This window comes from Qipengyuania sp. BR81-2 (assembly GCF_055693895.1).
Genome location: NZ_CM146344.1, coordinates 644,823 through 657,121, shown reverse-complemented (window position 1 = coordinate 657,121; position 12,299 = coordinate 644,823). Strand labels below are relative to the sequence as shown.

Annotated in this window: 10 protein-coding genes; 4 read left to right on the top strand and 6 right to left on the bottom strand. The window is 63.7% G+C overall.

Annotated elements, in window-relative coordinates; all coding sequences use genetic code 11:
* Positions 1 to 113 precede the first annotated feature (113 nt).
* Positions 114 to 1,487 (bottom strand): 30S ribosomal protein S12 methylthiotransferase RimO, encoded by a 1,374-nt coding sequence (gene rimO / locus ACZ1G8_RS03280; protein ID WP_472680380.1) that lies wholly within the window; start codon positions 1,485 to 1,487, stop codon positions 114 to 116.
* A 93-nt stretch (positions 1,488 to 1,580) separates the two neighbouring features.
* Here rimO and ACZ1G8_RS03275 point away from each other — a divergent pair, with 93 nt between their 5' ends.
* Entirely contained in the window at positions 1,581 to 1,991 is a 411-nt protein-coding gene (locus ACZ1G8_RS03275; RefSeq protein ID WP_472680379.1) for a DUF1761 domain-containing protein, read from the top strand.
* 25 nt (positions 1,992 to 2,016) lie between these two features.
* Here the strand turns inward: ACZ1G8_RS03275 and ACZ1G8_RS03270 are convergent, their stop codons facing one another.
* The 4 genes from ACZ1G8_RS03270 to ACZ1G8_RS03255 form a co-directional block, all read right to left on the bottom strand.
* Positions 2,017 to 3,117, bottom strand: a complete 1,101-nt coding sequence (locus ACZ1G8_RS03270) for a potassium channel family protein (RefSeq protein WP_472680378.1) — start codon at positions 3,115 to 3,117, stop codon at positions 2,017 to 2,019.
* Between the two features lie 43 nt (positions 3,118 to 3,160).
* A complete protein-coding gene (surE, locus tag ACZ1G8_RS03265) occupies positions 3,161 to 3,925 on the bottom strand; it encodes a 5'/3'-nucleotidase SurE (protein WP_472680377.1) in 765 nt (254 codons plus the stop codon).
* Positions 3,922 to 5,202, bottom strand: a complete 1,281-nt coding sequence (serS, locus tag ACZ1G8_RS03260; RefSeq protein ID WP_472680376.1) for a serine--tRNA ligase — start codon at positions 5,200 to 5,202, stop codon at positions 3,922 to 3,924. Before serS ends, surE begins: the two co-directional genes overlap by 4 nt.
* A gap of 96 nt (positions 5,203 to 5,298) precedes the next feature.
* Positions 5,299 to 7,635, bottom strand: a complete 2,337-nt coding sequence (locus tag ACZ1G8_RS03255; RefSeq protein ID WP_472680375.1) for a TonB-dependent receptor — start codon at positions 7,633 to 7,635, stop codon at positions 5,299 to 5,301.
* Between the two features lie 125 nt (positions 7,636 to 7,760).
* On the opposite strand from ACZ1G8_RS03255, the gene ACZ1G8_RS03250 reads away from it, so the two are divergent.
* Both ACZ1G8_RS03250 and ACZ1G8_RS03245 read left to right on the top strand, forming a co-directional pair.
* Positions 7,761 to 8,372 carry a TetR/AcrR family transcriptional regulator gene (locus ACZ1G8_RS03250; RefSeq protein ID WP_472680374.1) on the top strand — a complete coding sequence of 204 codons (612 nt, stop codon included), beginning with the start codon at positions 7,761 to 7,763 and terminating at the stop codon, positions 8,370 to 8,372.
* Positions 8,373 to 8,427: 55 nt separating this feature from the next.
* Positions 8,428 to 8,688 (top strand): hypothetical protein, encoded by a 261-nt coding sequence (locus ACZ1G8_RS03245; protein ID WP_472680373.1) that lies wholly within the window; start codon positions 8,428 to 8,430, stop codon positions 8,686 to 8,688.
* 63 nt (positions 8,689 to 8,751) lie between these two features.
* Here the strand turns inward: ACZ1G8_RS03245 and acs are convergent, their stop codons facing one another.
* The gene (acs, locus tag ACZ1G8_RS03240; protein WP_472680372.1) at positions 8,752 to 10,695 is read right to left on the bottom strand and encodes an acetate--CoA ligase; all 1,944 of its coding nucleotides are present in this window, start codon (positions 10,693 to 10,695) and stop codon (positions 8,752 to 8,754) included.
* Between the two features lie 165 nt (positions 10,696 to 10,860).
* Here acs and ACZ1G8_RS03235 point away from each other — a divergent pair, with 165 nt between their 5' ends.
* Positions 10,861 to 12,297: a TolC family protein gene (locus ACZ1G8_RS03235; protein WP_472680371.1), complete on the top strand. Its 1,437-nt coding sequence runs from the start codon at positions 10,861 to 10,863 to the stop codon at positions 12,295 to 12,297.
* Positions 12,298 to 12,299: the final 2 nt, after the last annotated feature.

Below are 12,299 nucleotides of genomic sequence, written 5' to 3'. Positions count from 1 at the left end.
CAATGGGCTGCGGAGCGGCCACGGAGACCAAGCGTTGCCCGATTTTTCAATAACCTGCGGCGCCCAAGCGCTTCCCGATGCGACGGTTAACGCGACTTGCGCCCTCTAGCCTCTCAGGCAGGAATTCCGAAAAGGTCGTGAGCATCGGCGTCCTCGACCTGCACATCGACGATATCGCCCGCTGCGAGGTCTTCAGCCACATTTCGCAGGTAGACCGCGCCATCGATTTCGGGGGCATCAGCCTGGCTGCGACCGGTCGCGCCGATGTCGCCGTCCTCGTCCGGCTCCCCCACTTCGTCGATTATTACCGGGATCGTTTTGCCGACCTTGGCCGCGAGCTTGGCCGCGCTGATGCGCTCGGTCACTTCCATGATCCGCGCGTAGCGCTCTTCCTTGACCTCTTCTGGTACAGGATCGGGGAGGGCGTTTGCCTGTGCACCCTCGACCGGTTCGAAGCGGAAGGCACCGACGCGGTCGAGCTGGGCTTCCTCGAGCCAGTCGAGCAGGTATTTGAAATCGTCCTCGGTCTCGCCGGGGAAGCCGACCACGAAGCTCGAGCGTACGGCGATCTCGGGGCAGATCTCGCGCCAGCCCTTGAGGCGTTCGAGGACCTTAGCCTCGTTCGCGGGACGCTTCATGGCGCGCAGCACCTTGGGGCTGGCGTGCTGGAAGGGGATGTCGAGGTAGGGCGTCAGTAGCCCCTCGGCCATGAGCGGAATGACCGCATCGACATGCGGATAGGGGTAGACATAGTGAAGCCGGACCCACGGCGGAGTGCCGCCACCGATGTCGAGCTGGCCCAGCTCGCGCGCGAGGTCAGTCATGTGTGCGCGCACCTCGCGGCCCTTCCACATGCGGCTCTCGTGGCGCGTGTCGACGCCGTAGGCGCTGGTGTCCTGGCTGATGACCAGCAGTTCCTTCGTGCCCGCCGCGACCAGCTTTTCGGCTTCGCGCAGGACAGCATCGATCCGTCGGCTGGCGAGCTTACCGCGCAGGTCGGGGATGATGCAGAATGCGCAGGAGTGATTGCAGCCCTCCGAAATCTTCAGATAGCTGTAGTGGCGCGGGGTCAGCTTGACGTCCGGTTGCGGGATAAGGTCGACGAAGGGGCCCTGGCTCGGCGGGGCATGCTCATGCACCGCCTCGACCACCTGCTCGTACTGGTGTGCCCCCGTCACGGCGAGGACCTGCGGGTGGGCGGCACGGATGGCATCGGCCTCCTCGCCCATGCAGCCCGTCACAATCACGCGGCCGTTCTCGGCAATTGCCTCTCCGATCGCCTGCAGGCTCTCTTCCTTCGCGCTGTCGAGGAAACCGCAGGTGTTCACCAGCACCACGTCGGCACCGGCATAGTCGGGACTCATCGCATAGCCGTCGGCGCGCAGGCGCGTGAGAATGCGTTCGCTGTCGACCAGCGCCTTGGGGCAGCCGAGGGAAACCATGCCGACCTTCTTCTGGTCGGGGATCGAGGAGGTGGTGGTGTTCATGCCAATGTCCGTGAATTCGGGCGCGCCCCTACACGCCTTCGCCGCTTTACGCTAGCACCTGCATGGGCCGCATTTGGGAGAGGGAGGAAAATCATGGACTTGTTGGATGTGAACTGGCTGGCCGTGGTGCTGGCGGCGCTGGCAGGCTTCGTCGTGGGGGGTGTCTGGTACGGCCCCGTGATGGGCAAGAGCTGGATGGTTGCGGTCGGCAAGACCGAGGAAGACCTGAAGAATACCAACCCGGCGAAGACCTACGGTCTCACCTTCCTGCTTGCGCTACTGGCAAGCTGGACGCTGGCCCACACTTTCGCGAGCTATGCGAAGGAACTGTCGGTCATGGTCAAGGTGCTGACCGCATTCGGCGTGGCGTTGGGCTTTATCCTGCCCGCGCTCTGGACCAATTACCTGTTCCAGGATGCGAAGAAGCCGCTCTACTGGATCGATGGCGGTTACTGGTTGCTGTTCTACATCGCGATGGGGCTGGTGCACGCCTTCATGAGCTGAGCACTTACGAGCCGTGGGCGGCGGGCTACTTTCCCGTGCCGTCGCCCAGGCTCTCTCCGTTGGGCGTGGCGACGATTTCGACCACGATATCGCCGGGCTGGAGGTTCTGGCATTCTTCTTCCCAGAAGCCGATTGCGCGGCCGTCACGATAGATGCGCAGCCCTCGGCCGCCCGAATGCAGGTCGCTGATCGCGCATCCGCACTCGTCTTCGGTGATCTCGCGTTCGACCAGCTGGACGCGGCCCGACACGCTGGCGAGATCGGCGAGGTAGTCTGCGATATGCTCGCCCTTGGCGCTGCCGGCGAGCAGCAGGCCGGTGAACCGCACCGGGTTGATGACATTGTTCGCACCCGCCTGCCGGGCGAGGGATTCGTTGTCGTCCGCGCGCACCACCACGCTGATCGGCACATTGGGCGCGAGCGCGCGAACCGTGAGCACGATGAGGATCGAGGTATCGTCGCGGCCCGCAGAGACAAGGACGTTCTTCGCCTGCGAAATACGCACCGCTTTCAGCGTCTCGTCACGCGTGGCGTCTGCGGCCATGACATTGCAGCCCAGTGCCTCCGCCTCGGCGAGCCGGTCCTCGCTCGGATCGATCACGACGATGCAGGACGGGTCAGTGCCGCGTTCGACCAGTTCGTCGACCGCTTCAGAGCCCGAGATGCCGAAGCCCAGAACCACGATGTGGTCGGACAGCTTTTCCTGGATGCGGGCCATGCGCCATTTCTCCCAGCTGCGCTTGATGATGAAATTGTAGGCCGTGCCCACGAAGATGAAGAAGACCGCGAAACGGATCGGGGTCACGATGACGGCCTCGACCAGCCTTGCCCGGTCGCTGATCGGCGCGATGTCGCCGAAGCCGGTCGTGGTGATCGAGATCATGGTGAAATAGATCACGTCGAGGAAGCTGACTTCCCCATCGAGATTGTCGACGAGGCCCTCGCGATCCCACCAATGGACCATGATGACGATGAAGATGAGGAACAGTGCCGCACCGAGCCTTATGCCCAAATCGCCCCAGACCGGCAATTTCACTGCACGGCGCAACGGCTTGAAGCGCGGCCCGCGATAGTTTCGCGGCTGCTTGTCCGGCACGATCCGGTCGATCTGCTTCGCTTCGCTCATGTGCAGCCTAGGTGGGCGTAGCCGGAGACGGGGTCAATAGTGCTTACTTCTCAAAGCGCTCGCCCAGCGCCTTCATCGAGGCGTGGTGGGTGAGGTCGAGCTGGAGCGGCGTGACCGAGACATAGCCATCGGCAATCGCTTCGAGGTCGGTGCCGTGATCGGGCGTATGCTCGATCGCTTGAAGGCCGAACCAGTAGTATTTGAAGCCGCGCGGATCTCGGCCCTCAACCACTGTGCCGCGCGAATAATCGTGAAATCCCTGCGCAACGGCGCGGATGCCTTTCACCTCGTCCGGCTCGCGGGGCGGGAAGTTCACATTGACCAGCGTTCGTTCGGGCAGCGGTGTATCGAGAAGCGGTCCAAGTACCTTCGCGCCCCAAGCCTCGGCAGCGGCAAAAGACATGTTGTTGCCCGCATCGTCGCGACCAATCACCTGGCTCAGTGCGATTGAACGAATTCCCGCGAGAGCTCCTTCGATCGCGGCAGAGACGGTACCGGAGTACGTAATGTCGTCGCCGAGGTTCGCGCCGCGGTTGACGCCGGACAGGATCACATCGGGCGCACCGTCCATAACCTGCCTGAGCCCCATGGTGACCGAGTCCGTCGGCGTGCCGGTGACCGAAAAGCGGCGCTCGCCATGCTTCCTGAGGCGCACCGGCTTGGTCAGCGTGAGCGCGTGGCCCATGCCCGACTGTTCCTCGTCCGGCGCGCAGATCCAGATGTCGTCCGAGAACTGCCGCGCGATCGCCTCCAGCACTTCAAGGCCGGGGGCGAGGATGCCGTCGTCATTGGTCAGGAGGATTTTCACGATTGCGGCTCCAGCTTGGTCACGCCGCCCATATAGGGAGCGAGGCACTCGGGCACGCGCACGCTTCCGTCCTCCTCCTGATAGTTCTCCATCACCGCGACCAGAGTACGGCCTACTGCGAGGCCCGAGCCGTTGAGCGTGTGGACGAAGCGCGTTTTCTTTTCTCCCTCGGGCTTGTAGCGTGCATTCATGCGGCGGGCCTGGAATTCGCCGGTGTTCGAGCAGGACGAAATCTCGCGATAGGCACCCTGTCCGGGCAGCCAGACCTCGAGATCGTAGGTCTTGCGCGCACCGAAACCCATGTCGCCCACGCACAGGAGCATGCGGCGGTAGGGCAGTTCGAGCGCTTCGAGGATGCCTTCGGCGCATTTGGTCATGCGCTCGTGCTCGGCCTCGCTGTCTTCTGGGCGGCAGATGCTGACGAGTTCGACCTTCTCGAACTGGTGCTGGCGGATGAAACCGCGCGTGTCGCGGCCCGCGGAGCCCGCTTCGCTGCGGAAGCATAGCGTGTGGGCGGTCATGCGGATCGGCTCGGCGGGCTCATCAATGATCTGGCCTGCAACCGACGCGGTCAGCGGGACTTCCGAGGTGGGAACAAGCCAGCGCCCGTCGGTCGTCTGGAAGCTGTCTTCGGCGAACTTGGGCAGCTTGTCGGTGCCATACATGGCATCGTCGTTCACCAGTACCGGCGGGTTGCACTCGGTGTAGCCATTCTCGCGCGTCTGCTTGTCGAGCATGAACTGGGCGAGCGCGCGGTGCAGGCGCGCCATGTCGCCGCGAAGGAAGGTGAAGCGTGCACCCGATAGCGCTGCGCCGGTCTCGAAATCCATGCCGAGCGCGGGGCCGATATCGGCGTGCTCCTTTGGCTCGAAACCGAAATCGCGCTTGTCGCCCCAGCTCGAGATCTCGACATTGTCGTTTTCGTCCGCGCCCTCGGGCACGTCGTCCGCAGGGATGTTCGGCAGGCGAGCGAGCAAGTCGGTGAGCGCGGCATCGGCGGTAGCTTCCGCCTCTTCCCATTGGGGCATGCTTGCCTTGATCTCGGCTACCTCGGCCTTGAGCGCTTCGGCCTTCGGCTTGTCGCCCTGTCCCATGGCCTGGCCGATCGCCTTGGAAGCCTCGTTGCGGCGGCTCTGCGCTTCCTGGACGCGGGTCTGGGCCGTGCGCTTTTTGGCGTCGAGCGCGACGATCTGGTCGGCAACGGGATCGCCGCCGCGCCGCTTCATGGCGGCATCGAAGGCTTCGGGATTGGCTCGGATGAAAGCGATATCGTGCATGGGCGGCGCTATGCCGATTGTGCGGATGCTTTTCCAGTACAGAAAAGGCGGCGAACCGGTTTCCCGGCCGCCGCCTGTCCTGGGATAGGACCCGCTTTAGTAGTTGAAGGTCAGCGTCGCGAATATCTGGCGCGGATTGCCGTAGAAAGCAGTCAGCGTGCCTTCAGGGCCAAGCGTCGGGATCGGGAAGCCATTGGCCCCGTTCACGATCTCGCCAGTCACCGGATCGGTGGCGACGAAGGTGTAGCCGCTCGTCTTGTATTCCTTGTCGAGCAGGTTCTTGCCGTAGATGCCGAGGCTCCAGTTGCCCGAAGGCGCCGTGTAGACCGCGCTCGCATCGAGCAGGCCATAGCCGTCCTGGTCGAGGAAGGGGTTGGGAATCTCAAACTGGCTCGTCTTGCTCCGGTAGGAGAAGGTGGTGCCGAGGTAGAGATCGCCAGCGCCCAGCTGCGCATCGTAGCTGGCGGTGATGCTGCCGGTGAATTCCGGCGTATTCTGGACCACGCGGAAATCCGCGACATCGGTCGGCGTGCTGCCGATGTTGGTGATATACTCGTCGTATTCCGCATCGATGTAGCCGAGCGAGCCGGACAGGCCGAAGCCGCCGTCAAAGCGCGCATTGGCTTCGAGCTCGAGACCCTTGAAGGTCGCCTTGCCCGCGTTCGAGACGACGCCGCAGAAGGTCGGCAGGCCGCCCACCGTACAGGCCACCGAGCCGGGGATCTGCACGTCGGTGTAGTCGGCATAGAAGGCCGCTGCAGCGATGTTGAGGATGCCGAGGCTGCCCTTGTAGCCGACTTCGTAGCTGTCGACCTCTTCGGGAGCGAAGCTCAGGAAGGACGCGACTTCGGCGTCGGTCGGCATGCCCGGAACGGCCGAGGGTGCGTTGGCACCCACACCGCGCGGGTCGAAGCCGCCGCCCTTGAAGCCCTTCGAGTAGCTTGCGTAGATGTTGTGGTCCGGCGTCGGCATGAAGCTGATCGAAGCGCGCGGAGTGAACTTCTTGAATTCGCGGCTGCCGTTGAAATCGGTGCTTGGCCCGCCGAAGGGCACGCCCGCGCCTCCGAAGATCGGCGAACCGCCACCGAGGTAGTTCTGGCGCAGGATGTCCGCGCTGCGCTCGTCCCAAGTGTAGCGACCGCCGACCGAGAGGCTGAACTGCTCGGTCAGGTCGAAGGTGAAGTCACCGAAGACTGCATAGGTTTCGGTGTCCACGTCCGCACGGGTGAATGCGGTCAGACCCGGGAAGGTGGTGAAGATGCGGACATCGAACAGCGTGTCCGCTTTCGCATCGAGGTAATAGAAACCGACGAGGCCGCTGAGCGCTCCGCCGTCATCCCAGAGCAGCTGGAATTCCTGGCTGATCTGTTCGTTGAAATAGGCGCCGGGCACGTCGAGGTCGACGGCCGGAAGCGCGTCAAAGTCGATCGGCGTGAAGCTGTCGTCCGTGCGCCATGCAGAGATCGAGCGCAGCGTCATTGCATCGCTCAGCTCGATTTCGGCGTGCATCGAAACGCCGTAGCTTTCCACGTCCTGTTCCGGATCGTTGAGCGCGCCGCGCGTGTCGAAGACATTGTCGAGCACCGGAGCGCCCGAGGACAGGCCCGGGATCAGGCGATGGCCGCCGCGCGGGTTGCTCTTGTCACGCGTGTAGTCGCCCTGGATGCGGATGAAGCCGGGCTCGTCGTACCCGCCCACTTCAAGACTCAGGCGGCCGGCCCAGATGTCCTTGTTGTAGTTTTCGAGGCCGGTGGTGAGATTGTCACCGAAGCCGCCGCGCGAGAGGCGCGCAATCGAACCGCCGATGCGGGCCATGTCGCCGAGCGGGGTCGATGCCGTGATGACGCCTTCGGCCTGGTCGTAGGTGCCGTAGGTCGCCCGAGCACGGATGGAGGTTTCGAGCGGCAGGCGCTTGGTGACATACTTGACCGCGCCGCCGATGGTGTTGCGGCCATAGAGCGTGCCCTGCGGACCGCGCAGGACTTCGATCCGCTCGACGTCGTAAATGTCGAGCACGGCTGCCTGCGGACGGTTTAGGTAGACGTCGTCGAGATAGATGCCGACGCCCTGCTCGAAGCCCGATACGGGATCCTGCTGGCCGATACCGCGGATGAAGGCCGACAGCGTCGAGTTGGTTGCGCGGCTGGCTTCGAGGGTCACGTTGGGAACGCTCTGTGCGACATCGGTGATGTCGAGCGCGCCGCGTTCGGCGAGTTCCTGTCCGCTGATCGCGGTCACGGCGACGGGAACGTCGATCAGGCGCTCCTCTCGGCGACGTGCGGTCACGATGATGACATCGCTGTCATCCTCCTCGGCGACCTCGGTATCGCTGAGGCCGTCCTCTTGGGACTGTGCCTGTGCGGGGGTGGCAAGAGCCAGCGAAGCCGTGCCGGCCAGAAGCGCGGCAGACAGGTGGCGACGAGTGAAACGCATGGTAGTTTTCTCCCTCCCGAAAAACTCTCTTCGACGGGTGATATTGAAAACTGAACCACCTTTCAAGTTTGTTCTTGCATCTGCCTGTCGATTTGGCCTAGCCAAGGGCTTGGAGGGGAGTGGCGATGTCGGCTGGACAGCAGGAATCTCAGAAAGTTCCGCGGACCGAACGTGGTCGTAAGACACTGCGCAAACTCCTCGATGCAGCGGCGACCGAATTCGGCGAACACGGCTTCCATGAAGCCTCGATCAGCTCGATCACGCGCAGTGCAGGCGTCGCGCTCGGCAGTTTCTACACCTACTTCGACAGCAAGGACGCGATCTTCCGCGCGCTGGTGCAGGACATGAGCGAAGCGGTGAAGGTCGCTGCGCGCGATGCGATCGAGCCGGACATGCGCCCGCTCGAAATGGAGCGTGCAGCGCTTGCGGGATTTCTCGAGTTTGCAGCCGAGCACAAGGAAATCTATCGCATCATCGACGAAGCGGAATTCGTCGATCCCCGCAGCTATCGGGATCACTATGAAACGATCGCCGAACGTATCCGCGATCGCTTGCGGTCAGGGGCGGAGCAAGGCGACTTTCGCGACGATATCGGCGAGGTGGAAGCCTGGGCGCTCATGGGCATGAACGTCTTCCTCGGCCTGCGCTATGCGATCTGGCGTGGTGACGGTGATCCGGGCAGCGCAGAAGTTGCCTCAAGCGCCAATGCGTTGCTGGCGCGCGGTATCGCGAGCTGACCGAACCGGAACACGCTGCCTCCCAAGCCGTTGTAAGGGCAAAGGAGATTTACACATGATCGGTAAGGTTATCGGAGCATTCGTTGGCGACAAGCTCGCCAAGCAGACCAGCGGCCTCGGCGGCGCCGGAGGCGCGGCACTTGGCGTGGTCGCAGCATCCGTCCTTCGCCGCATGAGCCTTCCTGCAATGCTCGCTCTGGGTGCAGGCGGCTATGTCGCGAAGAAGGTGATGGAGAAGCGCAGCGCCTCCAAGGATGCGCCCGCCAGCGAAACTACCACGACCACGACAGGCGTCACGGATCGCGAAGCCGCCTGATTGCAGTTCAGATACAAATGAAAGGGCCGTCCTTCGGGGCGGCCCTTCTCGTTTGCGCGATGCTTACCGGTTCTGCCGGCCCTCGATCAGCGCGTCGACCACGCTCGGATCGGCCAGCGTGGAGGTGTCGCCGAGCGCGCCGTAGTCGTTCTCCGCGATCTTGCGCAGGATGCGCCGCATGATCTTGCCGCTCCGCGTCTTGGGCAATGCCGGGGTGAAGTGAAGGTGATCAGGCGTGGCGATCGGGCCGATCTCCTTGCGCACCCAGGCTCGCAATTCTGAGGCCAGATCATCCGAGGGCTCCTCGCCCACCTTGAGGGTGACGTAGCAATAGATGCCCTGTCCCTTGATGTCGTGCGGGTAGCCGACGACCGCGGCTTCGGACACCTTTTCGTGGAGCACCAGCGCACTCTCGACCTCGGCCGTGCCCATCCGGTGGCCCGAGACATTGATCACATCGTCGACTCGGCCGGTGATCCAGTAATAGCCGTCCTCGTCGCGGCGGCAGCCGTCTCCGGTAAAGTACTTGCCCTTGTAGGTGCTGAAATAGGTCTGCACGAAGCGCTCGTGGTCGCCGTAGACCGTTCGCGCCTGCCCGGGCCAACTGCGCGTGATGCAGAGGTTTCCCGAGGCCGCGCCCTCGAGTACCCCGCCGTCGTTGTCGACGAGCTGTGGGCAGATACCGAAGAAGGGCTTCCCCGCGCTGCCCGGCTTCATGTCGTGCGCACCGGGCAGGGTGGTGATCATCGTGCCGCCGGTTTCGGTCTGCCACCATGTGTCGATAATCGGGACCGAACCCTTGCCCACCGTATCGTGATACCAGCGCCAGGCTTCGGGATTGATCGGCTCGCCCACCGAACCGAGCAGTCGGATCGACGAGAGATCGTGCTTGGTCACATGGGCATCGCCCTCGCGCATCAGCGCCCGGATGGCGGTGGGCGCGGTGTAGAAAATGTTGACCTTGTGCTTGTCGCACACCGCCCAGAAGCGGTCGTGGTCGGGGTAGTTGGGTACGCCCTCGAACATCAATGCGGTCGCCCCGTTCAGGAGCGGGCCGTAGACGATGTAGCTGTGACCGGTGACCCAGCCGATATCGGCGGTGCACCAGTAGATCTCGCCCTCGCGATAATCGAAGACGTAGCGGAAGGTCGTCTCGGTCCAGACCGCATAGCCGCCGGTTGTGTGCAGCACGCCCTTGGGCTTTCCGGTCGAACCCGAGGTGTAGAGGATGAAGAGCGGGTCTTCCGCGCCCATCGGCTCGCAGGGACATTCATCCGACACGTCGGAGCTCAGTTCGTGATACCAGTGGTCGCGCCCCTCCTTCATCGCGACGTTGCCGCCGGTGTGGCGCAGCACGAGTACGGCCTTGGCCGGCACCTTCTCCAGCGCAGCGTCGACATTGGCCTTGAGCGGAATCGTCTTCGAACCGCGCAGGCCCTCGTCGGCAGTGACGATCCATTCGCTCTTGCAGTCTTCCACGCGCCCGGCGATCGCATCGGGCGAGAAACCGCCGAAGATCACCGAATGGATCGCCCCGATCCGCGCGCAGGCGAGCATGGCGTAGGCGCCTTCGGGCACCATCGGCATGTAGATCGTAACGCGATCTCCCTTGGCGACTCCCATCTTGAGAAGCGTGTTCGCCATGCGAGAGACTTCGCGCTGCAATTCGGCATAGGTGATGTGGCGTGTCGCACCATCGGGATCGTCGGGTTCGAAGATTAGTGCAGTGCGATTGCCGTGCCCTGCCTCGACATGGCGGTCGACGGCGTTTTGGCATATGTTGAGCTTTCCGTCGGCAAACCACTTGATGTCGACCGGGTCATAGCTCCAGTTAGCGATGTTGCTCGGCTTTTCGATCCAGTCGATCCGCTCAGCCTGTTCGGCCCAGAAGCCATCGCTGTCATCGAGGCTGCGCGCATACATAGCCTCGTATTCTTCCAGCGTGCAGGCGGTTCCTTCACCGGCCGCCGAAGGTTTGCGAACCCATTCGCTGGTAGCATCGCTCATCTGCTGGTCTCCTCTCTTGTCGCCACCGTGCCGAGACAGGCTCCGCTGGGCAAGTGAAGATGTGAGGAGGCGCCGAGCAAACCGTCTCTGCCCGATCAAGATATATTAATGCCATAATCTCCATAGCCTGCTAGGGCCGGGCGACCGGACGGGATCATGAAAACCATGGCTTTAGTCTTGAGGAACGGCGCGTCTGCGCTCGCGGGGTTGCTGGCGTTTGCCGGAGCATTGCCGCTGGCCGCTCAGGACGAGGCGATCCAGGCCGGGGAAGACGCAGTCCTGCCGGAGCCCGAGACCAAGCCGCTGGCGATCGACTTTTCCGGCGATCCTGTGCTCGCGCTTGCCGATGCCACCGCCGAACCAGAGACATTCCGCACCATCGTGGTCGCCGCGCTCGAGCAGAGCCCGATCGACCGCGAACTGCGCGCCCGCGAGGACGTGGCGCGGGCAGGCGTATTGGAAGCGCGCAGCGGCTACTTGCCCACCGTCGATGTCGGCCTGTCGGGCTTCCGGACGCTGGACCGCAATTTCGGAAACGACCCAGGCAACCTGATCGAGCGCTCGCGGCCGACCAAGCGTGTCGACTTCACTCTCGGCTATTCGCAGCCGCTGTTCGATTTCGGCGCACTCAATGCCAATGCGCGGGCCGCCAGTGCGCGCCTTAGAGCGGCAGGTTTCGATCGCGAGGCGAGGGCGGGCGAAGTCGCGGGCGACATGGTCATCACATGGACGCGTGTCTTCGGGTTCCAGGCACTGGTCGCGCTGACCGAGGGATTCGTCGCAGCGCAGGAAGGTCTCGGACAGGCCGTCGAGACGCGGATCGAACGCGGCGTCTCTGCAGAAGGCGACCGGGCGCGTGTGGCCTCACTGAAGGCTTCGGGGGAAGTCGAGCTCGCGGCAGCGCGCCGCCAGTTGGCGAGCGCAGAGGCGCGTTTCGAGCAATTGAGCGGTTTCGCGGCTCCCGACCGGCTGCTGCGCCCGCCCTTGCTCGATCCCACCCGCATCAGCCGCGACTATGCCGTGCTTGCAGCGGAGAATTCCGCGGAGGTCCGGAGTGCGCAGGCGCTTGCCGAGGCGCGCGACCAGGAAGCGAGCCTTGCAGACAGGAAGAAACTGCCCAACCTCACCGGCCGCATCGACGCGGGCCGCTACGGCCTCTTCGAAGAGGACCGCAACGACTACGACGTACGCGGTACTCTCAATCTCAACTGGCGTATCTTCGATGGCGGCGTATGGGCGCGCGCCCGTGCTGCAGACGCCGAAGCCGAGGCAGCCGATGCCGTCGCCGACCGGATCCGGCAGGAAGCGGTCCGCGATGCCAATATCGCATGGTCAGACGTGCAGGCGATCGAGGCGCAGGTCGCCGCACTGGAAGAGGCCTACAAGGCAGCGCGCCAGTCGCGCGATATCGTCGTGGCGCGTTTCGGCGCGCTGCGCGGAACCGTGTTCGACGTCGCCGATGCGCAGAACGTCTATCTTAACGCCGCAACAGCCTATATCCGCGCCCTGACCGAGCTGGACCAGGCGCGCTATATCCTCCTGCTGCGCACCGGGCGCCTGCTCGACGTATTGAAGATCGAGGAAGAAGAGGTGCCATTGTGAGC

What these genes read in the sequence shown, in the direction of transcription:
- ACZ1G8_RS03245 (WP_472680373.1), top strand. Translation starts at nt 8,428, where the DNA reads ATGATCGGTAAGGTTATCGGAGCATTCGTTGGCGACAAGCTCGCCAAG.
- serS (WP_472680376.1), bottom strand. Translation starts at nt 5,202, where the DNA reads ATGCACGATATCGCTTTCATCCGAGCCAATCCCGAAGCCTTCGATGCC.
- ACZ1G8_RS03255 (WP_472680375.1), bottom strand. Translation starts at nt 7,635, where the DNA reads ATGCGTTTCACTCGTCGCCACCTGTCTGCCGCGCTTCTGGCCGGCACG.
- acs (WP_472680372.1), bottom strand. Translation starts at nt 10,695, where the DNA reads ATGAGCGATGCTACCAGCGAATGGGTTCGCAAACCTTCGGCGGCCGGT.
- ACZ1G8_RS03250 (WP_472680374.1), top strand. Translation starts at nt 7,761, where the DNA reads ATGTCGGCTGGACAGCAGGAATCTCAGAAAGTTCCGCGGACCGAACGT.
- ACZ1G8_RS03235 (WP_472680371.1), top strand. Translation starts at nt 10,861, where the DNA reads ATGGCTTTAGTCTTGAGGAACGGCGCGTCTGCGCTCGCGGGGTTGCTG.
- ACZ1G8_RS03270 (WP_472680378.1), bottom strand. Translation starts at nt 3,117, where the DNA reads ATGAGCGAAGCGAAGCAGATCGACCGGATCGTGCCGGACAAGCAGCCG.
- rimO (WP_472680380.1), bottom strand. Translation starts at nt 1,487, where the DNA reads ATGAACACCACCACCTCCTCGATCCCCGACCAGAAGAAGGTCGGCATG.
- ACZ1G8_RS03275 (WP_472680379.1), top strand. Translation starts at nt 1,581, where the DNA reads ATGGACTTGTTGGATGTGAACTGGCTGGCCGTGGTGCTGGCGGCGCTG.